This window comes from Gracilimonas halophila, from assembly GCF_042684365.1.
Lineage (GTDB): Bacteria > Bacteroidota > Rhodothermia > Balneolales > Balneolaceae > Gracilimonas > Gracilimonas halophila.
In genome coordinates this window covers 298,038-317,755 of record NZ_JBHULI010000024.1, presented here as the reverse complement: position 1 = coordinate 317,755, position 19,718 = coordinate 298,038, and the positions used below count along the sequence as shown (strand labels likewise).

Annotated in this window: 21 protein-coding genes and 1 pseudogene; 16 read left to right on the top strand and 6 right to left on the bottom strand. The window is 40.0% G+C overall.

Going from position 1 to position 19,718, the window contains the following annotated elements; genetic code table 11:
* Positions 1–7 precede the first annotated feature (7 nt).
* The 15 genes and pseudogenes from ACFSVN_RS07880 to ACFSVN_RS07810 form a co-directional block, all read left to right on the top strand.
* The gene (locus ACFSVN_RS07880) at positions 8–646 is read left to right on the top strand and encodes a deoxynucleoside kinase (RefSeq protein ID WP_390300754.1); all 639 of its coding nucleotides are present in this window, start codon (positions 8–10) and stop codon (positions 644–646) included.
* A gap of 53 nt (positions 647–699) precedes the next feature.
* The gene (locus ACFSVN_RS07875; RefSeq protein ID WP_390300752.1) at positions 700–1,209 is read left to right on the top strand and encodes a YceD family protein; all 510 of its coding nucleotides are present in this window, start codon (positions 700–702) and stop codon (positions 1,207–1,209) included.
* Positions 1,210–1,219: 10 nt separating this feature from the next.
* Positions 1,220–1,399 carry a 50S ribosomal protein L32 gene (rpmF, locus tag ACFSVN_RS07870; RefSeq protein WP_390300750.1) on the top strand — a complete coding sequence of 60 codons (180 nt, stop codon included), beginning with the start codon at positions 1,220–1,222 and terminating at the stop codon, positions 1,397–1,399.
* Between the two features lie 11 nt (positions 1,400–1,410).
* Positions 1,411–2,394: a phosphate acyltransferase PlsX gene (gene plsX, locus ACFSVN_RS07865; protein ID WP_390300748.1), complete on the top strand. Its 984-nt coding sequence runs from the start codon at positions 1,411–1,413 to the stop codon at positions 2,392–2,394.
* Between the two features lie 13 nt (positions 2,395–2,407).
* Complete coding sequence (locus ACFSVN_RS07860) at positions 2,408–3,400, top strand: beta-ketoacyl-ACP synthase III (RefSeq protein WP_390300746.1); 993 nt, start codon at positions 2,408–2,410, stop codon at positions 3,398–3,400.
* Positions 3,400–4,287 (top strand): ACP S-malonyltransferase, encoded by an 888-nt coding sequence (gene fabD / locus ACFSVN_RS07855; RefSeq protein ID WP_390300744.1) that lies wholly within the window; start codon positions 3,400–3,402, stop codon positions 4,285–4,287. Before ACFSVN_RS07860 ends, fabD begins: the two co-directional genes overlap by 1 nt.
* A 10-nt stretch (positions 4,288–4,297) precedes the next feature.
* The gene (fabG, locus tag ACFSVN_RS07850; protein ID WP_390300742.1) at positions 4,298–5,047 is read left to right on the top strand and encodes a 3-oxoacyl-[acyl-carrier-protein] reductase; all 750 of its coding nucleotides are present in this window, start codon (positions 4,298–4,300) and stop codon (positions 5,045–5,047) included.
* Positions 5,048–5,144: 97 nt separating this feature from the next.
* Positions 5,145–5,384, top strand: coding sequence for an acyl carrier protein (locus ACFSVN_RS07845; protein WP_390300740.1), 240 nt, complete (start codon positions 5,145–5,147; stop codon positions 5,382–5,384).
* A gap of 24 nt (positions 5,385–5,408) precedes the next feature.
* Entirely contained in the window at positions 5,409–6,653 is a 1,245-nt protein-coding gene (gene fabF / locus ACFSVN_RS07840) for a beta-ketoacyl-ACP synthase II (protein WP_390300738.1), read from the top strand.
* A 5-nt stretch (positions 6,654–6,658) separates the two neighbouring features.
* Complete coding sequence (gene rnc, locus ACFSVN_RS07835) at positions 6,659–7,405, top strand: ribonuclease III (protein WP_390300736.1); 747 nt, start codon at positions 6,659–6,661, stop codon at positions 7,403–7,405.
* Positions 7,406–7,527: 122 nt separating this feature from the next.
* Entirely contained in the window at positions 7,528–8,910 is a 1,383-nt protein-coding gene (gene mgtE / locus ACFSVN_RS07830) for a magnesium transporter (protein ID WP_390300734.1), read from the top strand.
* A gap of 16 nt (positions 8,911–8,926) precedes the next feature.
* Positions 8,927–9,775, top strand: a complete 849-nt coding sequence (locus tag ACFSVN_RS07825) for a thymidylate synthase (RefSeq protein WP_390300732.1) — start codon at positions 8,927–8,929, stop codon at positions 9,773–9,775.
* Positions 9,772–10,239, top strand: a complete 468-nt coding sequence (locus ACFSVN_RS07820) for a dihydrofolate reductase (RefSeq protein ID WP_390300730.1) — start codon at positions 9,772–9,774, stop codon at positions 10,237–10,239. The genes ACFSVN_RS07825 and ACFSVN_RS07820 overlap by 4 nt, the downstream gene beginning before the upstream one ends.
* 115 nt (positions 10,240–10,354) lie before the next feature.
* Positions 10,355–10,507, top strand: a complete 153-nt coding sequence (locus ACFSVN_RS07815) for a hypothetical protein (RefSeq protein WP_390300728.1) — start codon at positions 10,355–10,357, stop codon at positions 10,505–10,507.
* A gap of 12 nt (positions 10,508–10,519) precedes the next feature.
* A pseudogene (locus ACFSVN_RS07810) lies at positions 10,520–10,786 on the top strand (response regulator); the annotation flags it as partial.
* A gap of 10 nt (positions 10,787–10,796) precedes the next feature.
* Here the strand turns inward: ACFSVN_RS07810 and ACFSVN_RS07805 are convergent.
* Positions 10,797–12,047, bottom strand: coding sequence for an HD domain-containing protein (locus ACFSVN_RS07805; RefSeq protein WP_390300727.1), 1,251 nt, complete (start codon positions 12,045–12,047; stop codon positions 10,797–10,799).
* 113 nt (positions 12,048–12,160) lie between these two features.
* On the bottom strand, positions 12,161–12,598 hold the full coding sequence (locus ACFSVN_RS07800; protein ID WP_390300725.1) for an acyl-CoA thioesterase: 438 nt from the start codon (positions 12,596–12,598) through the stop codon (positions 12,161–12,163).
* A 23-nt stretch (positions 12,599–12,621) separates the two neighbouring features.
* On the opposite strand from ACFSVN_RS07800, the gene ACFSVN_RS07795 reads away from it, so the two are divergent.
* Entirely contained in the window at positions 12,622–13,803 is a 1,182-nt protein-coding gene (locus ACFSVN_RS07795; RefSeq protein ID WP_390300723.1) for a M20/M25/M40 family metallo-hydrolase, read from the top strand.
* Between the two features lie 76 nt (positions 13,804–13,879).
* Here ACFSVN_RS07795 and ACFSVN_RS07790 read toward each other — a convergent pair whose 3' ends face one another.
* The 4 genes from ACFSVN_RS07790 to mfd all read right to left on the bottom strand — a co-directional run bounded on the left by ACFSVN_RS07790 (position 13,880) and on the right by mfd (position 19,676).
* The gene (locus ACFSVN_RS07790; protein ID WP_390300721.1) at positions 13,880–14,665 is read right to left on the bottom strand and encodes a fasciclin domain-containing protein; all 786 of its coding nucleotides are present in this window, start codon (positions 14,663–14,665) and stop codon (positions 13,880–13,882) included.
* Positions 14,666–14,674: 9 nt separating this feature from the next.
* Entirely contained in the window at positions 14,675–15,226 is a 552-nt protein-coding gene (locus ACFSVN_RS07785; RefSeq protein ID WP_390300719.1) for a fasciclin domain-containing protein, read from the bottom strand.
* 189 nt (positions 15,227–15,415) lie between these two features.
* A complete protein-coding gene (locus ACFSVN_RS07780; RefSeq protein WP_390300717.1) occupies positions 15,416–16,339 on the bottom strand; it encodes an L-threonylcarbamoyladenylate synthase in 924 nt (307 codons plus the stop codon).
* On the bottom strand, positions 16,332–19,676 hold the full coding sequence (gene mfd / locus ACFSVN_RS07775) for a transcription-repair coupling factor (RefSeq protein WP_390300715.1): 3,345 nt from the start codon (positions 19,674–19,676) through the stop codon (positions 16,332–16,334). Before mfd ends, ACFSVN_RS07780 begins: the two co-directional genes overlap by 8 nt.
* Between the last annotated feature and the right edge of the window lie 42 nt (positions 19,677–19,718).

Here is a 19,718-nt window from a genome sequence, read left to right as displayed (position 1 = left end):
ATTAATTATGGATCAGGAAAAAAGAGAATCAAAATATATAGCCGTAGCTGGAAATATAGGTGCGGGTAAATCTTCATTAACAGGATTGCTTGCTAAGCATTTCAATTGGGAAGCTTTCTATGAATCAGTAGATGATAATCCATATCTGCAAGATTTTTATGAAGACATGCGCCGATGGAGTTTTAATTTGCAGATCTATTTCCTGTCAAGCAGATTTCGCCATCAAAAAGAAATGCTTAACGATGATGTAAACCTGATACAGGATCGAACCATCTATGAAGATGTGGAGATATTTGCAAAGAACCTGCATCAAATGAATCTGATGAGTGACAGGGATTTTGTCAACTATGAAGCCTTGTTTCAGGAGATGAGTTATTATCTTCGCCCACCCGATTTACTTATCTATTTACGTGCACAAGTTCCCACACTTGTAAAGCAGATCCAACAGCGGGGGAGGGATTATGAAAACACCATTCGAATTGAATATCTGGAGCGATTGAATAAACTCTATGAGGACTGGATAGACCGTTATCCCCATGAAAAACTGATTATTGATACAGATGATCTGGATTTTGTTAGCAATCAAGAGGATCTGGGTAAGGTAATAGACCTTATAGACCAGCGAATGTTTGGGTTATTTAATTGATTGAACCACACTTGTATTATGCTTATTTTAGGTAGCTATTGAGGAGATGTTCTATGCTAAAATTTAAGATCTTTGAAATACCTGAAGAACAAAGTGAGAAAACCTTTGAATTGGGCTCAGATGAGCTTGATTTAGGAGAACTCGCTTTTAGGGGCGGTATGGTTCATATAGAATTTTACCGCACACTTCATTTTGTGAGAACTCAGTTTACAGTTGATGCAAAAGTAGAGTTGATCTGTGATCGCTCTTTGGAAGCATTTGATTACGAAGTTCATCAAGATTATGAAGTGCTTTTTAAGGCAGAGCAAGTAGAAGAATCAGCTGATGAAAATGGAGCCGTAAGAAATTACGACCATGCATCGAAGCAAATAGATCTTGAGCAAGATGTAAGAGATACTATTTTACTGAATCTCCCAACAAAAAAATTACATCCCCGCTTTTTGGACGAGGACGGCAATCCAAAGGAAGTATTGAATGAACAATTCGGTGATATTCCTGAAGATGAAGAAGACCAAATTGATCCAAGGTGGGAAAAATTGAAAGAATTAAAAGAACAACGATAAGGTATATTTAATGGCACATCCAAAACGAAGAACCTCGAATGCGCGTAAAAATAAGCGCCGTGCTCATCATGCTATTTCTGACGTTACGTTAGCTAAATGCTCAAACTGTGGAGCATTGCACCGCTACCACCATGCCTGCGCAGAGTGTGGATACTACCGTGGCCGTCAGGTAATGAAAGCAGCTAACTAAATTATTGATATATGATTGTTGCAGTTGATGCAGCCGGTGGAGATTTCTACCCTAAAAACCCAGTTGAAGGAGCTCTTCAGGCTATAGAAGAGAACAGTGAACTTACTGTTCTTTTAGTAGGCCCTGAAGATATCATCAAAAAAGAACTTGTTAATCATTCTTATGATGAAAAGCGGCTTTTGGTTCATGATGCTCCACAATTGATAGGAATGGAGGAATCGCCTGCTCAAGCTGTTAAAACGAAGCAACAATCATCAATTGTGGTTGGTATCGGTTTACATAAAGCCGGTAAATGCGATGCATTTGTAAGTGCTGGAAATACAGGCGCTTTACTTGCAGCCTCTATGTTTATTTTAGGTAAACTGAAAGGGGTTTTAAGACCAACCATCGCAGCCTATTATCCTACACTAAAGGGATTCAGATTATTGGTGGATGCCGGAGCGAATCTGGAGATCAAACCGGAAACGGCTGTTCAATTTGCTAAAATGGCTGAGATCTATTGTGAACAGATCTTGAACATTACTGATCCCAAAGTAGCACTATTGAATGTTGGTGAAGAGGAAGGAAAAGGAACTGAGACCCTTAAAGAAGTCTTTCTCACGCTTAAAAAAGAAGATAACTTTATCGGTAATGTAGAAGGAAAAGATATTCTTCCTGGTAAAGCTGATGTTTATTTATGCGATGGCCTGGTAGGAAATATAGTACTCAAGTTTGGAGAATCTATTCCCGAGATTCTTCAGCAAATGATGAGTGCAGCAATAAAAGACATGAATCTGTCTCAAAACGAAATTCAAAATATTCAAAAAGTACTCCATACTGCTTTATCACCTTTTAACTATGAAAATGTAGGCGGTATTCCTTTCTTAGGGGTTGATGGCGTGAGTATTGTAGGACACGGCGGAAGCTCTCCTTTAGCCATTAAAAATATGATCAAAAGTGCTGTTCAAACAGTTGAACAAGACGTGAACGGTAAAATAGTAGCATCTTTAAATTGAGCTGAATCTCTTCATGGAAGTAAAAAGAGCAAAAATAACGGCAGTAGGACACTATTTGCCTGAAAACCGAATGACGAACAAAGATCTTGAAAAGTTGGTAGACACCAATGATGAATGGATCCGAACCCGAACAGGCATTGAAGAGCGAAGAATTTTAAAAGACCCTGACAAAGCGACTGCTTTTATGGGGACTGAAGCTGCTAAAGAAGTTCTCGAACAACGCGGTATATCAGCTGAAGAGATCGACCTCATTATTTTAGCTACCGTCACTCCCGACTACCTTTTCCCTGCAACAGCTTGTTTGGTTCAAAAAAATATTGGAGCAAAAAATGCTTTTGCCTTTGATTTATCAGCGGCTTGTTCCGGTTTCTTGTATGCTTTGAGTACAGGGGCCATGTACATAGAATCAGGCCGAGCCAAGAAGGTAATGGTGATCGGTACCGATAAAATGAGTTCGATTTTGGATTATACGGATCGGACCACATGCATTTTATTTGGTGACGGAGCCGGAGCTGTATTGCTTGAAGAATCGGAAGACGGAACCGGTATTATCGATCAAAAACATTATGTGGAAGGAGATTCGGAATGTAGTCTCTATCAACCTGCGGGCGGTAGTAGAAACCCTGCAACGAAAGAAACGGTAAAAAATAAATCTCATTATTTGAAACAGGATGGTAAGGCTGTTTTCAAAAAAGCTACGATGGGAATGGCAGATGTTTCTCTTGAGATCATGAAACGAAATGATCTGGATCCCGAGGATGTGGCTTGGTTAGTTCCACATCAGGCAAACATGAGAATTATTGATGCTACAGCTCGACGAATGGGGCTTTCAAATGAAAAAGTAATGATCAACATAAATAAATACGGAAATACTACAGCCGCTACTATTCCGCTTTGTTTATACGATTGGAAAGACAAACTTAATCACGGTGATAACATTGTATTAGCTGCCTTTGGTGGAGGATTTACCTGGGGAGCCATTTATTTAACTTGGGGGATGAAATAATGAGTACCGCTTATCTATTCCCGGGACAGGGATCTCAATTTGTTGGAATGGGAAAGGAGTTGTACGACTCTAACACTGATGCTGCTAAATACTTTGATCAGGCCAATGAAATACTTGGTATCAACCTTAAAGAAATCATGTTTGAGGGGCCGGAGGAAAAGCTAAAGCAAACAGAATTTACCCAGCCTGCTATTTTCCTTCATTCCGTAGCTTTGTTTAAAACTTTAGATGCAAAACCGGATATGGTTGCCGGACATAGTCTTGGAGAGTTTTCAGCATTAGTTGCATGCGGGGCTGTTTCTTTTGAAGATGCGTTGAAGATTGTACGTAGACGAGGAGAATTAATGCAACAAGCCGGAACTGAAAATCCGGGAACTATGGCAGCTGTGATTGGTATGGATGATGAAGCTGTTGAAAAAGTGTGTACTCAAGCCTCAGAGGAAACAGGAAAAGAGGTGCTTGCTGCTAATTACAATTGTCCGGGACAGCTTGTTATATCAGGTTTTAAAGAAGCTGTTGAGAAAGCAGTTGCATTGGCTAAAGAGAATGGAGCACGAATGGCTATGTTGCTTCCGGTAAGTGGTGCATTTCACTCATCTCTTATGCAACCTGCATATGACGGCCTTAAAGAACAATTGGAACAGCTTGAGATTGTTGCTCCAGATTGTCCAATTTATAGTAATTATACAGCTGAGCCTACCAATGAACCTGATGAAATAAGATCAAATTTACTTAACCAATTACTTAATCCGGTTCGCTGGACACAGACTTTGAATAACATGAGCTCAAACGGAGCGGATTCTTTTGTGGAGGTAGGCCCCGGTAAAGTATTACAAGGGTTAGTAAAACGAACTCTGAAAGGCGCAGAAATCTCAGGACATCAATAAGGAAAAGATTATGAGTTTATCATTAGAAGGAAAAACATGTTTGGTAACGGGAGGAAGCCGGGGAATTGGTCGGGCAATAGCTCTCAAACTTGCTGACTTTGGAGCTGATGTGGCCATAACCTATGCACGTTCATCCGAAGCTGCTGAAGAAGTGAAAGCTGAGATCGAAGCAAAAGGCCGAAAAAGTAAAGCTTTACAAGCCGATGCTGTCGTATATGAAAAGGCGGAATCTGTAATTAACGAGATCGTTGAGGATTGGGGTAAGATCGATATTATTGTAAACAACGCAGGTATCACAAAAGACAATCTCATTCTTCGGATGACCGAAGAGCAGTGGGATGATGTCATTACCACGAATTTGAAAAGTATTTTTAACTACTCCAAAGCTGCTGCAAAACCGATGATGAGAAACCGCGGGGGTTCCATTATTAATATCAGTTCTGTAGTAGGTATTTCAGGAAATGCAGGGCAAAGTAACTATGCTGCCTCTAAAGCCGGTATTATTGGATTTACGAAATCATATGCCAAAGAGCTTTCTTCAAGAAATATTCGTGCAAATGTGATTGCTCCGGGATACATTCTCACCGATATGACCGGTGAGCTTGATGAGAAAGTATTGGAAGGCATTAAAGCTGAAACTCCACTTGGGAGAGCAGGGGAAGCAGATGAAGTTGCCGATGCTGTTGTATTTCTTGCATCTGATATGAGCTCTTACATAACCGGGGAAGTTATTCGGGTTGATGGCGGTATGGCAATGTAATTGTGCATATTGCAGATACTTGTATGAATTTTTAAGTTGAAATAACTTATTTTATCAAAATTATAATTATCAACTAATCACTGAAAAAGGATACAAAATGTCACAAGACGTAGAATCAAAAGTAAAAGCTATCATTGTAGATAAACTTGGTGTAGATGAATCAGAAGTAGCAGGAGATGCGAACTTCACCAACGACCTTGGTGCTGATTCATTAGATACCGTAGAATTGATCATGGAGTTCGAAAAAGAATTCGATCTCAGCATTCCTGACGAAGACGCTGAAAATATCGCGACTGTAGGAGATGCTGTTACCTACCTTTCAGGAAAATTATCCTAATTTAATACTTACAGAAAATCACCTATGAGCACTCGGAGAGTTGTAGTTACGGGTATCGGTGCTTTTACCCCAATTGGTAAAAGTGCGCCTGACTTCTGGAACGGATTAGTTTCAGGTAAAAGCGGTGTTCGCTCGCTCGAACATTTTGATACGACCGACTTTGCCACAAAATTTGCTGCTCAGATTGAGGATTACGAACCTACTGATTACTTCGATCGTAAAGAAGCCAGAAGATTAGATAAAGTTGCTCAGTATGCACTTATCGCTTCCGGTGAAGCCATCGAAGACAGTAAACTTGATCTGGAAAAAATCGATAAAGATGAAGTTGCCGTATTAGTAGGAACAGGAATCGGCGGAATGGAAACTTTTTATGAGCAATCTGTTTCGTTTCATGAGCATGGACCAAGAGGGGTATCCCCATTCTTTATCCCCATGCTTATTCCTGATATCGTATCCGGGCAAATCTCTATCAAATACGGATTCAGAGGACCCAACTACTGTGCTGTTTCAGCATGCGCCACAGGTTCTCATAATATAGGATTGGCTTACGATTCCATTCGGTACGGCCAATCAGATTATGCTGTTGCCGGTGGTACAGAGGCACCTGTAACCCGAATAGGGATATCCGGATTCAATAGTATGAAGGCAATGTCTACCAGAAACGATTCTCCTGAAACAGCTTCACGACCATTTGATAAAGATCGTGATGGTTTTGTTCTGGGAGAAGGAGCCGGAATTTTTATTCTGGAAAGTCTGGATTCAGCGCTTGAACGTGGGGCTCGTATTTATGGTGAGATTAAAGGCTACGGTTTCTCAGCAGATGCTTACCACATAACTGCTCCTGATCCTGACGGAAATGGGGTGACGTTATCATTAAACAGAGCAATGAAAGCTGCGGGAATCAAACCTGAAGATGTTGATCATATCAACATGCACGGTACATCAACTCCATTAGGTGATATTGCAGAGACCAATACCATCAAAAAGGTTTTTGGAGATCATTCCAAGAACATAAACCTGAACTCCACCAAGAGTATGCATGGTCATACTTTGGGAGCAGCAGGAGCTATTGAGTCTATTGCAACACTGCTTGCCATTTATCACGGTATGGTACCGCCAACCATTAACATTGAAAATCAAGATCCTGAATGTGATCTTAATTACACAGCTAATGAAGCCGTTGTTAGAGACGTTGAATATGCATTGAATAATGCATTTGGTTTTGGTGGTCATAATTCAACCTTAGTATTTAAAAAATACAAGGACTGATATATATGCCGAGATGGTTCAGATCCCTTTTCAGCTCTAAAAAGCAGGAAGATCTCAGCCCTGAATTAAAAAGCAGAATTCAAAAATTGGAAAGGATCGTTGGTTTTCAAATCGACGATCCTTCTTTATTTTTAAAAGCTTTAAGGCATCGTTCAACACTCTCTCAGGAGAAATACGAAACCTATGATTCGTACGAACGACTTGAGTTTTTGGGAGACGCTGTTTTAGATCTTATTGCAGCAGAGATACTTTTCAATAATTATCCCGAAAAAGATGAAGGGTTCCTAACCAAAGTACGCGCTAAGTTGGTAAGGGGAGATACACTTACAGATTTTTCAAAGAAACTTGGTCTAGAAGATCTGATGGAACTCGGAGAAAGGAATGGAGCAGGAAAGATATCAAAAAGTATTTTAGCCGATGCTTTTGAATCAATTATTGCCGCCATCTATATTACTAAGGGCTACAAAGAAGCTTATCAATTTGTTGATACAGTAATTGAGAACAACCTGGTTATTGATAAGCTTATTAATACAGTCGATAATTATAAGAGTGCACTTCTTGAATTAGCTCAGGCTCAAAAAAAACCAATTCCTCACTATGAACTGATCAGTGAAAGTGGCCCTGGACATAACCGGACTTTTATGGTTAAGGTATTAGTAGGAAATGAAGATTTAGGCCAGGGTAAAGGAAAAAGCAAAAAAAAGGCAGAGCAAAAAGCTGCGAAGCAAGCTCTGAAGAAGTTGAGAGACTGATACTCAGTTAGATTCTTTTCTTGTTTAAGTTTCTTTAAAACATCTGTTCAGAAACTTGTTTTTTGCGGGATTTACCCCGATTCTAAGTCCCATCTAAAAAGGTAATATTTCACCGGAGAACAATGTTCGTTCAACTCATAAAACCTGAATTCGAAGAGCTTATTGAAGCTAAGGACTGGGTTGCACTTAAAGAGGTATTGAATGATGTACCTTCTGCTGATATAGCTGATCTTTTATTGGAACTCCCTGGTGAAATTGCCATCGTGGTATTCCGTTTACTAAAGAAACCGATCGCTGCAGATGTCTTTGCTGAATTACCTTCATCTAAAGGAGTAGAACTTCTCGAGCTTTTTAATAAGCAGCAGCTTAGTGATGTAATGGGCAACCTGGAACCCGATGAACAGGTTTCGATTCTTGAAGAACTCCCCGGTCATCTAACCCAGCGTGTGATGAATTCTATCACCAGGGAAGACCAAAAACAGCTTAAAAAATTACTTGGCTATCCTGAAGAGAGTGTAGGCCGATTGATGACACCTCGCTATGTGAAGGTGAAATCGGATTGGACCATAAAACGCAGTATGAAACATATTCGGGAGTATGGAGAAACCGCAGAGACCATTAATGTTATTTATGTAGTTGATGATAAAGAACATTTGATCGATGACCTTCGTATTACTCATCTCATTTTAGCTGAACAAGACAAGCAAATTGAGACCTTAATGGATCGTTCTTTTGAAGCACTTTCCGTTAATGATGATCAGGAAGAAGCCGTGAAAATGCTTGCTAAATACGATAGAGTAGCTTTACCTGTTGTTGATTCTGATGGTGTTTTGGTAGGTATTGTAACGGCCGATGACATTATTGACGTTGCTGAAGAAGAGACTACCGAGGATATGCAGAAAATGGCCGGTATGGATGCTTTGGATGATTATTATTCCCAAACATCCATCTTTGATATTGTCAAAAAACGATTATGGTGGTTGATCATTCTTTTTGTAGGCCAGATCTTAACAGCTATTGCAATGGGAGGGTACGAAGAGATTCTTCAGAAGGTAGTTGCCCTTTCATTTTTTGTGCCTCTTATAATTTCCAGTGGAGGTAACTCCGGTTCTCAGGCAGCAACACTTGTAATACGGGCCCTGGCTACCGATGATATAAAACTTGAAGACTGGAAAAAGGTATTTAGCCGGGAATTTACCTCGGGTTTAATGTTAGGCAGCTTGATTGGGTTGATGGGTTTCTTCACCTTAATAGCATGGGATTTGCTTGGAGGCCAAATACTTAGCATGACTGTTATTTTAACAGCAGCAGTTGTTGGCTTAAGTCTTTTCGCAATTGTATTGTTCGGTAATTTTACCGGTGCCATGTTACCATTCGTATTATCCAAACTTAGTATTGACCCGGCTGTTTCATCTGCTCCTTTTGTGGCAACTATTGTGGATGTAACGGGAATCATTATTTATTTTAGTATAGCTATCTTACTTTTAAGCGGAACTCTCCTTTAAAAAGCAGAATTATCTCATGAAACAATATCACGATCTTGTTAAAAATGTACTAGAAAATGGAGTAAGGAAAGAAAATCGTACCGGAACCGATACGATATCTAATTTTGCTGAATTTTATAAAGTAGATCTTTCTGAAGGCTTTCCTTTGCTTACTACAAAGAAGGTATATTTTAGGTCTGTGATACTGGAGATGTTATGGTATCTAAGGGGAGAGGATCACATTCGCTGGCTACGCGATGAAAATGATTGCCATATCTGGGATGCCTGGGCAGATGAAGACGGCTATGTAGGCCCTATTTACCCCGTACTTTGGAGGAAATTTCCGTATTTCGAAAAAGAAGAAGTTAGATTTGAAGGTAATTGTTCAGCAATAAATAAAGATGTTTGGGTTCGCAAAGAATTTGATCAGGTACAACGAGCGATTGATATGCTGAAAAATAACCCAAATAGCAGACGCATAGTAGTGAGCGCGTGGCACCCGGGTTTATTAGAAGAAATGGGGCTTCCTCCATGCCATATTATGTATATTTTTAATGTAAGTGATGGGAAATTAAACTGTCATCTTACTCAGCGATCCGGCGATATTGCATTAGGTATTCCTTTTAACCTTGCTTGTTATTCAGCTCTTACTATGGCAATTGCTCAGGAAGTAGGTTTAGAACCGGGTACTTTTGCACACACTATTGTAGATGCTCACATTTACGAAAACCATGTGGAAGGACTGAAAGAGCAACTTACCAGGGAACCTAAGCCGCTTCCTACTCTTAAAATCGCAAAAAAACCTGTAGACCAGTTAACATTTGATGATTTCACGCTTGAAAATTATGATCCAGATCCTGTTATCAAATTCGAGGTTGCAGTATGATCATTACACTAGTTGCGGCCCATGACAAAAACCTGGTGATTGGAAAAGACGGTGGATTGCCCTGGAGATACCCTGAGGATCTAAAGCACTTCAAAAAAACAACGCTGGGGAAGACCATTATTATGGGAAGAGGTGTGTTTGAAGAACTGAATGAGATCCCACTTCCGGAAAGAAAGAACATCGTTCTCTCAACTACAAAAACATATGATAACGTAGACACCTATACTTCACTTGAAGAAGCTTTAGACGCTGTGGATGAGGAGGAGGTATTTGTCATTGGCGGAGGAGTGCTTTATCGTGAAGCATTAGATCAAGCTGATAAACTTATAATCACCGAAATCCATAAAGAATATGATGGTGATACCTTTTTTCCGGAATATCGAGATCAGGTAGGGAAGGAATGGGCAGAAGAATCAAGAGAAGAAGCGGGTGAGCTTTCATTCGTTGTTTATAAACGTATATAGGCAAAATTTACAATTATTAATTAGGAAAGATTAACCTGTAATAGGTTTATTCATTTTATAATTTAATTCCGATATAAATATTTGGAAGAGAACCATTTATCGGTTTTAAATTATAATGAGCCAAAGAACAGAACTTAGCAATATATCTAAACAGAATAAGGGATTGACCGCTCTTATTGTGGATGATCTGTCTATCAACAGAAGTATTGCCAGGATTATTTTGGAGAGGAATAATTTTAAGATCCACGAAGCCAAGAATGGGAAGTAAGCTTTAGACCGGTTTCATAAACTTAAACCGGATGTTGTTTTAATGGACATTTGTATGCCTATCATGAATGGTATTGAGGCTATGAAGCAGATTCGGGAACTCAATAAAAAGGATCATAAGATACCTATCATTGCATACACTTCCGGAGAACATGGTGAATCAAGATCAGAGTTGATGGATCAGGGGTTTTCAGAATATCTCCTTAAGCCATTTAAAGAAAAAGACCTCTTCGAAAAGATCTCACTGTTTCTTCCACTTAATTTTTCAAAAGGAAATTAGCACTTTCTCCCTATACAGAGATCGTTTTCAGGTGAACACAATATTGTTTGACAACTGGTTCTGTTAAAGCAATTATGTTTTTTGTTTCAGCTGCTTTTGAGAACTCGATGGCTTTCTCATCTTCCAGGATCCAGATGCTTTCATTTTTATATTTATAAGCCTCGGAATAGCTATGCTCAAAACTTATGTAATATTTTAATACCTCATCATTGTATGGCAAACGAGCTTTCTTCAAAGCTTTTTTGGTTTGATCCAGAACATTATCCCTCTGAGACTTATTGAGTTTTTTATCCACAAAAGTTGTTCTGAAAAGGTCTCGATTCAAGAACCGAAAGCTTAGATCTGCTAAAATTTTATCTTCACTTTTAGTCCACTGCTTAATGGACAAATATATGTCATGATCATCCATTTCAGTGTACCTAGTTATCATTTCCTTGGAGATTACTTTCTTAGCGGATGGTTGTTCTGTTAAAAAGTAAGCAAGAGAAGAGGAAGCAAAGGATACCTCTTTACCATCAGCAATAAGATCACTGACTCTCTCAAAAATACTTCGCAGTAAAAAATCAGCGCTGAGTACAGTTTTGTGTTGATAAACTTGCATATACATCAGTCTGCGAGCAATGATGTAATTTTCTACGGCATAAATTCCTTTCTTTTCGATAACAATATTTCCTTTAAAAACCCGCATGGTTTTAAGGATTCGATTGATACCGACCGTACCTTCTGAAACACCTGTAAAAAAACTGTCTCTTCTGAGATAGTCTAATCGATCAAGATCTAGTTGCGACGAAATAAGTTGATGTAGAAACTTCTTCTTATGCTGATTGGTAAATATTGAAATTGCCTCATCCAGAGCCCCATTAAATTCTTTATTGAGCTCTTTCATTATCGCCAGACTCATCATTTCATGGTTGAAATCTTTGATAAGAGAATGCTCCAGAGTATGGGACAAGGGGCCATGCCCAACATCATGCAATAAAATCGCCATTAGTGTACCGTCATATTCAGGCTGACTTATGGTGGTATCTTTTTCACGTAGATTATTTAGAACTCTTTGCCCAAGTTCTAAAGCACCAAGGGCGTGGGAAAATCGGGAATGCTCTGCGGCAGGAAACACCAGGTAACCTAATCCTAACTGCCGAATACGCCGTAACCTTTGAACATATGGATGGTCAATTAGTTTTAGAATAGGTCCTTTTGGGACGGTTATAAACCCGTGAATAGGGTCGTTGAAAATTTTATATCGGGTGCTTTTGTCCATATCAGAACTGCGAATGTTAGGTTTGAACCGTCTGAAGATATTAAAAAGTGAAGAGTGTTAAAGCGAGTGCTAATAAAGTATGTGGTTTAAAATATATTGAACATTCTTGTACACTAATGATCTTTAATGATCATATCGTCAAGATTTTCTATATCCGGAAGTCGGGTTGGTCGTTGTTTCTTCATATCAAACCAGACACCGGTAGATTCTGCGACACCCACCAGAGCTTTCGATTCCTTATCATAGATTCCTTGTAGTGCGGTGATACTTGAATTTCCAACCTCGCCGATTCCGGTTCCCACTAAAACAGTGGCAGGAAATTTGATCTGTTTTAGGTACTCGATGGTACATTTCACCAACACAAAGGTTTTCCCTTCTGTGAACTCAGTTTCCATTTGGCCAACTTCTCCAAGGAATTTGATTCGGGCTTCTTCAAGATAGGTATTGAACAAAGCATTATTAACATGGTTTAATGGATCCAAATCCCGAAATCGAACAGGAATTTCAGTCCAATGATAAAAGAACTCGGCGTCATATTTTGGTCTGAACATAGTGATTTATTTTTAGCCTGAAGATGCGGGGGAAATCGGGAAATGACAAATCTAAAACCCTTATTCTGGAAGCTATATTTCTTATATTCCTGCCGATCAAATTCAAACAAAGTAAAACTACGATGGCCAAGAAAAACGAGCGAGATTTTTTAGATGAATTACTTATCACTCCAAGCCCAACCGGATATGAAAAAAAAGGAGTGCAGGTCTGGAAAGAATATGTAGATCAATTTGCGGATGAAGTGGTGACCGATGCCTATGGCTCATGTGCCGCAAAAATCAACATGAGTGGTGATGTAGCCACTGTAATGTTGGAAGCACATTGTGATGAAATCGGAATGGTGGTTCAGCATATAACCGACCAGGGATTTGTTTATATCAATAAACTCGGAGGTAGTGATTCCACAATCGCGCGAGCTAAGAAGGTGTACATTCATAACAAGAGAGGAAGAGTGGTTGGGATAACCGGAAACACCGCGATCCATCTTCAGGACAATAAGAACGGCGGAGGCAAACAGCCGGCCTGGAAAGATATTTATGTGGATATCGGGGTTTCTTCAAAGGAAGAAGCATTGGAACTGGTTCAAATCGGAGATCCTATCACCTACGCTACCGACACAGAATTTTTAAATGATGATCTTCTTTCAGCCCGGGCCTTGGATAATAGAATTGGCGGGTATGTAATTGCTGAAGCTATGCGAAAGCTGAGCGAAAAGAAAAAAGACCTTAAAGTCAATGTGATTGCATTGAATTCTATTCAGGAAGAAGTAGGAGGGTTTGGAGCAAGAATGATGAGCTATCGTTTTATGCCGGATGTTGCATTGGTAACAGATGTAACACATGCTACTGATACGCCCGGAATTGATCAGAAAGAGCATGGAACCATAGAATTGGGTAAAGGGCCTACTGTACAGCATGGAGGCGCTAACCATCCAAAAGTGGTTGAGTTTGTTGAGGAAGTTTGCAAAAAGAAGAAAATCGACATTCAACATGAAGCAACTAGTGTAAGAACCGGTACCGATACGGATAGTATTTTTTATCAGCAGACGGGAATTCCAAGCGCGTTGCTTTCAACCCCGCTTCGATATATGCATTCTCCTGTTGAACTGGCATCTATGAAAGATGTGAATACGCTCATTGATATTATGGTTGAAACGGTATTAGCGATGAGACCCGACCAAACATTTTCGGTATTTGAAGATTAATACTTCAAAAGAGTGAGATATAAAAAAAGCCTGTCCAAGAAATTGAACAGGCTTTTGTTTTATATGAAAATAGTGATCAGTTTGTGAAACTTGGTGGAATCAGTACACCATCTATGATATGTACAACACCATTTGTTCCTTCAAGATCTACGGTTACCACACCTACATCTCCATTGAAGAATACATTATTCTCAGCGTCAATGGTTACGGTGATATCTTCACCTTGTACCGTCTCAATGGTCATTCCGTCAGTGAGGTCTCCTGCTAGCGCTTCCTGTGCAGCTACATGATAAAGGAGAACTTCCTCAACTTCACTTGCGGTCAAACCATCAAGTGTAGCGCTAATTTCTGCAAAAGCAGCATTAGTTGGGGCCAATACGGTAAATGGTCCGTCACCTTTCAAAGTTGTTACAAGATCAGCATCAACTACCAAGTCAACCAGTGTGGTTAAGTTATAGTTTTTCTGAGCTATCTGGACAACGTCCAAAAACTCATTAGGCAGAATAACAGCATCAATGGCATGAATAACACCATTAGATACGTCAACGTCAGCAGTGACAACTGAAGCTGAACCGTTTACAAATACTCCATCATTGTTGGAGGTTATAAACACATCTTCTTCTGATAATGATTCTACGGCTTGTTCCGGATCTAGCTGGTTTGAGAATACTTCTCCTGATAACACATGGTAGGTCAAAATCTCAGTGACCTGCTCATTAGTCAATGAAGCAAGTAGTCCGTCGGGAAGACTTGCAAAAGCATCATCGGTTGGAGCAAATACGGTAAAATCACCTTTATATTTCAGGGTAGAAGTTAGACCAACTTGGTCGACCGCACCAACTAAACTGGTAAAAGTGCCCAACTCGTTTGCTTAATCCACAATATTAGCTTCTCTGATTCCAGCAGGAAGTAATACTGCATCAACGGCATGAATGATTCCATTTGAGGCTTCAATATCTGCAGTGGTTACGCTAGAGTAACCGTTAACAAGTACTTCACCTTCACCTTCAGCTTCAACTAAAAGCTCTTCTCCTAAAAGAGATGCTACGTCCTGACTTGCTTCCAGATCAGCGGAAGCAACAGTTCCCTCCACAACGTGAAATTGCAGAATTTCCTGAAGCTGTTCATTGGTCAAACTTTCCAAAGTTCCTTCAGGCAGATCATTAAAAGCTTCATTTGTTGGAGCAAAAACAGTAAATGGGCCGTCTGCTTCCAATGCTGCCGTTAAACCGGCGTCCGTAATAGCCTGCACCAGGATCGAGAAATCATCGTTCTCTTGTGCAGTTTCAACAATGTTCAGCTCTGTCATTCCACTTGTTCCACTGTCATCTGAGTCATTATCGCAACCGATAAATGTTACAGCTGAGACGAGAACAAGAGAAAGAAATAAATTAAGCCTTGATGGTATTTTTACTTTCTTCATGAATAGTCGGTTTTATTAAAATTGACTACCATTAAATCAATTTTTATAAACTTTCAGTTCCCATTGAAAACTCAAAAACCCGCCATTAAGTTATTTTAGGGGTTAATTAGCACATGAGTTTCCTAATTTTATCAAGTTAGAATTAGGATTATAAAACGATGGGGAGGAGACACTTATGAAGCTGAAATATCAACCTTTTGCTTTCTGAATTCGGTTCAATAAAGCCGAATAAAAAGAAGGAAAATTATTTTTGTGATCATCGATATTTTCGATAAAAATGGTTGAATAATCTTCAAGATCAGCCTGACGAAATCGATCATAAAGTTCTCTTGAGAGCATTAAAAGATCACCGTTATATGAGATTATATTCTCGGAATTATCATATTCTTTTTGGACAAGATACAAAGTATCATTTTTAGGCACCTTAATGCGACCGTATTCAACGGTTGCTTGTGGCTTGTAATGTGAATACTTCTGACCTGGACTTCGAGGTTTTTTTTCCATCGAAGAAACAGTTTTTACTTCTAAGTAAAGAATCAAACTAAGTTCTTTCTCTCCAATCATTCCCGGTCTGAGGATCAAAGGAGTTTCTTTTGTCAAGTCGACTACTGTAGATTCCAAACCAATTTCAGTAGCTCCTCCGTCAATAACCGGAAAGTTTTCACCGAAATCATTTTTTACATGAGCTGCCTTTGTTGGGCTGGGTTTTCCCGATCTATTGGCACTTGGAGCTACAAGGGGACCTGTTTGGGAGATTAACTCAGAAGTAAGAGGATGGTCGGGCATTCTAAGGGCAACCGTATCAAGTCCTGCAGTGATCAAATCAAGTACTTTTGGCTTTTTCTCAAGAATGATGGTAAGCGGACCGGGCCAATAGAATTCCATAAGTTTTTGAGCTGTTTTCGGAATTTCATTGGCAAAATCATAGACTTGTTCAATGTTTGAAACATGAACGATCAATGGATTGTCAGATGGCCTGCCCTTGGTCTCAAATACTTTTTTAATAGCAGCAGGATTCCACGCATCAGCCCCCAAGCCATATACGGTTTCAGTAGGAAAGGCGACTACTTCACCGGATCGTATCAGTTCAATATATTTTGAAAGGTCATGCATGGACTTCACTCAATACTAATCCTTTTAAAAACTCCAGTGCTGCATTGATATCCGGAATATCCTGAACCACAAATCGTACCGTATCTTTCTTCTGTATGACTTGGAATTTACCCTCTCGTTCGGCTTCAATTTTTTCAAGCACTTCCTGAAATGTACCCGAATCATAGAATACTTTCCCCATTTCTGATTCTTGTTTGGGGCATACCAGCCACATCCGGTCGGCACGAATTGTTACTTTTGTTAAGAAATTCTTGGATGCAAATAATTTGATCTTGCTTGCAAGTATTAGGTAATCAGCTTCTTTTGGTGTTGGCCCAAAGCGATCTTCGATCTCTTCTTTCCAGTCATCAATTTCCTCCGGTTTATTAGCCTGTGAAAGTTTGCGGTATAAATTGAGACGCTCTACACTATCTGATACATAACTCTGTGGGAGCAAGGCTGTTTCATCAAATTCAACGGTTGTTTCAGGGTGCTCAACTTCAACCTCAACATTATCAAAAAGGTCACTGAACTCAGACTGTTTAAGTTCGTTCACTGCATCATTCAAGATCTTGGTATAAAGATCAAACCCGATATCATTGATGAAGCCACTTTGCTCAGCACCTAAAATATCCCCGGCACCACGTATATCAAGATCACGCATTGCGATGCTAAATCCTGAACCCAGGTCTGAGAATTCTTCAAGTGCCAATAAACGTTTTCGCGCTTCAGTACTCAAAGTTTGGATGGGATTGGTGATCAGATAACAAAAAGCTTTCCGGTTAGATCGCCCGACACGTCCTCTAAGTTGATGTAGTTCAGCAAGACCAAAATGGTTGGCGTGATTTATGATAATGGTATTTGCATTGGCAATGTCGATCCCATTCTCTACAATATTGGTCGAAACCAGTACATCAAATTTATGCTGATAAAAATCTCCGATGATCTTCTCGAGCTGAGACCCTCTCATTTGTCCATGCCCGAAACGTACTCTGATATCAGGGACAAGCCTTCGTATCATTTCAGCAACTTCCTCAATATTCTTGACTCGATTGTGGATGAAGAAAACCTGTCCGCCCCGGGAAATTTCCTGGAGAATGGCATCTCGGATAAGCTCTTCATCAAAGCTGTGAATTTCCGTATACACCGGTTGGCGGTTGGGCGGAGGGGTGCTTATGATGCTAAGATCACGAGCGCCCATCAAAGAAAATTGCAAGGTTCTCGGAATGGGAGTCGCAGTTAGGGTAAGAACATCCACTGTAGCACGGAAATTTTTTAGTTTTTCCTTAGCCGAAACTCCAAATCGCTGCTCTTCATCCACGATGATAAGGCCGAGGTCTTTGAACTTAACGTCCTTGGAAAGTAAGCGGTGCGTGCCAATAACCACGTCCACTTCACCTTCTTCGAGCTTACTGATCACTTCTTTTTGTTCTTTCGTTGTTCGAAAGCGTGAAAGAGCTTCAACACGAACCGGGAACTTCTCCATCCGCTTCATAAAGGTTTTGGAATGTTGCTCCGCTAAAATAGTTGTCGGAACCAGCACGGCTACCTGTTTATGATCCAGTACCGCTTTAAATGCAGCTCTTACGGCAACTTCGGTCTTGCCAAATCCTACATCACCACAAATAAGGCGGTCCATGGGATGCTCACTTTCCATATCACTTTTAACAGCCTGTATGGCGTCATATTGATCCGGGGTTTCCTCAAATTCAAAATTGGCTTCCAGTTCAGTCTGCCATTCATTGTCCTGAGAAAAGCTGTGTGCTGTTTGAGCTTTACGTTTTGCATAAAGCTGGATCAACTCTCTGGCAATATCTTTTACTTTCTTCTTGGTTTGTTCCTTCTTTCGGGCCCATGCACCTGAACCAAGTTTTGTGATCCTTGGTACTGTTCCCTCTTTACCGGAATACTTCTGAAGCTTGTGAAGGCTCGTTACATTCACGTATAGGGTAGAATCATTTTTATACTGAAGAACGACGACTTCCTGTTCAGTGTTTTTTACGTTGATCTTTTTGAAGCCCATAAACTTACCGATGCCGTAATCAACATGAACTACAAAATCGCCTCTGCTGAGGTCTTTTATCTCCTTGAAGGAGATTCCTCCATGGAAGCGCCGCCTTTTTGTTTTAGGACGGTGATATCGGTTAAAGATCTGGTGATCTGTATAGACAGCTAATTTTGCAGGTTCATAGACAAATCCTTCATGAAGCGATTCTACGATCAAACGATAGTTGAACTCATGGTTGGCTTCCCCAAGTAATTCCTCAAAGCGATCTCTCTGGCCGTCATTATCACATAAAATGATAGTGGTTAGTTCATCTTCTGTGTTTTTGGTGATCTGTTCTCTTAGCAGCTTAAAGTTACCGTGGAAATCAGGTTGTGGCTTTGTTTCAAGAGTCTTTGTCTGCTCATCTTTTTCAGACACTCCAACGTTAGCCACAAAAAGCTGATGATCAAACTTTGAAAGTTCTTTCTCAAATACTTCTCCTGAGAGATATCTTTGCTCCGGAAGGTCGAGCCCTTCATTATTCTCGTGATCTTCGTAAGCATCTTCAGCTTTCTCATAATTTTCTCCGATCTTAGAGATCATAACATCACGATTTGAGGTAACCAATAAGGTCTCATTATCGAAATAGGAGAGGAAAGATGATTTTTCTTTTTCCGGAAGGTTAGTGAGGTCGGGAATGATACGCGCTTCATTCAGAAAAGCTATAGACCGTTGCGAATCTGCATCAAACTCTCTGATAGTATCAAGTTCATCCCCAAAAAATTCAAATCTAAGAGGATATTGTCCTGAATAAGGAAATACATCGAGGATCCCTCCACGAACGGCAAATTCACCGGGCTCATCCACAAAACGAACCGGGGAATATCCTTGATCAGCAAGTTCTTCTTTAAAAACGTCCAGATCTATCTCATCACCCTTTTTGAGTATAAGACTAACTTCATTGAGGGCAGATGGTGGTGCTATTTGCTCTCCGATAGCTTCTACAGATGTCACTACGATAGACTTGGAATGATCAGAGATCTCCTGAAGTGCTTCCGACCGCTGTACTAACAGCCCTGTATCTTTTAGTTGCTGCTTGTCATATGGTTTGCTATTAGAAGAGGGGAAAAGAATGACGGTCTTATTCCCTGAGATCACATCAAGGTCTGCTTTAAGAAACCTGGCTCCTTCATCTGTTTCTGAGATCACCAGAAGCCGATCCTTTCTAGAGCCCAGGTCTTCAAGTAGAAAGCTATTTAGTGCACCGATGCTTTTTTTGAGATTCAGGGATTTTTTGGAAAGAAGGTGTTCATATACTTCATCGAAGATCCCGACCTTCCGGAGTTGTTCCTTTATAAAAGAAATGCTCATGTATAGCTTTTTATGGACTTAAAATAGAGATGAAAGATACGC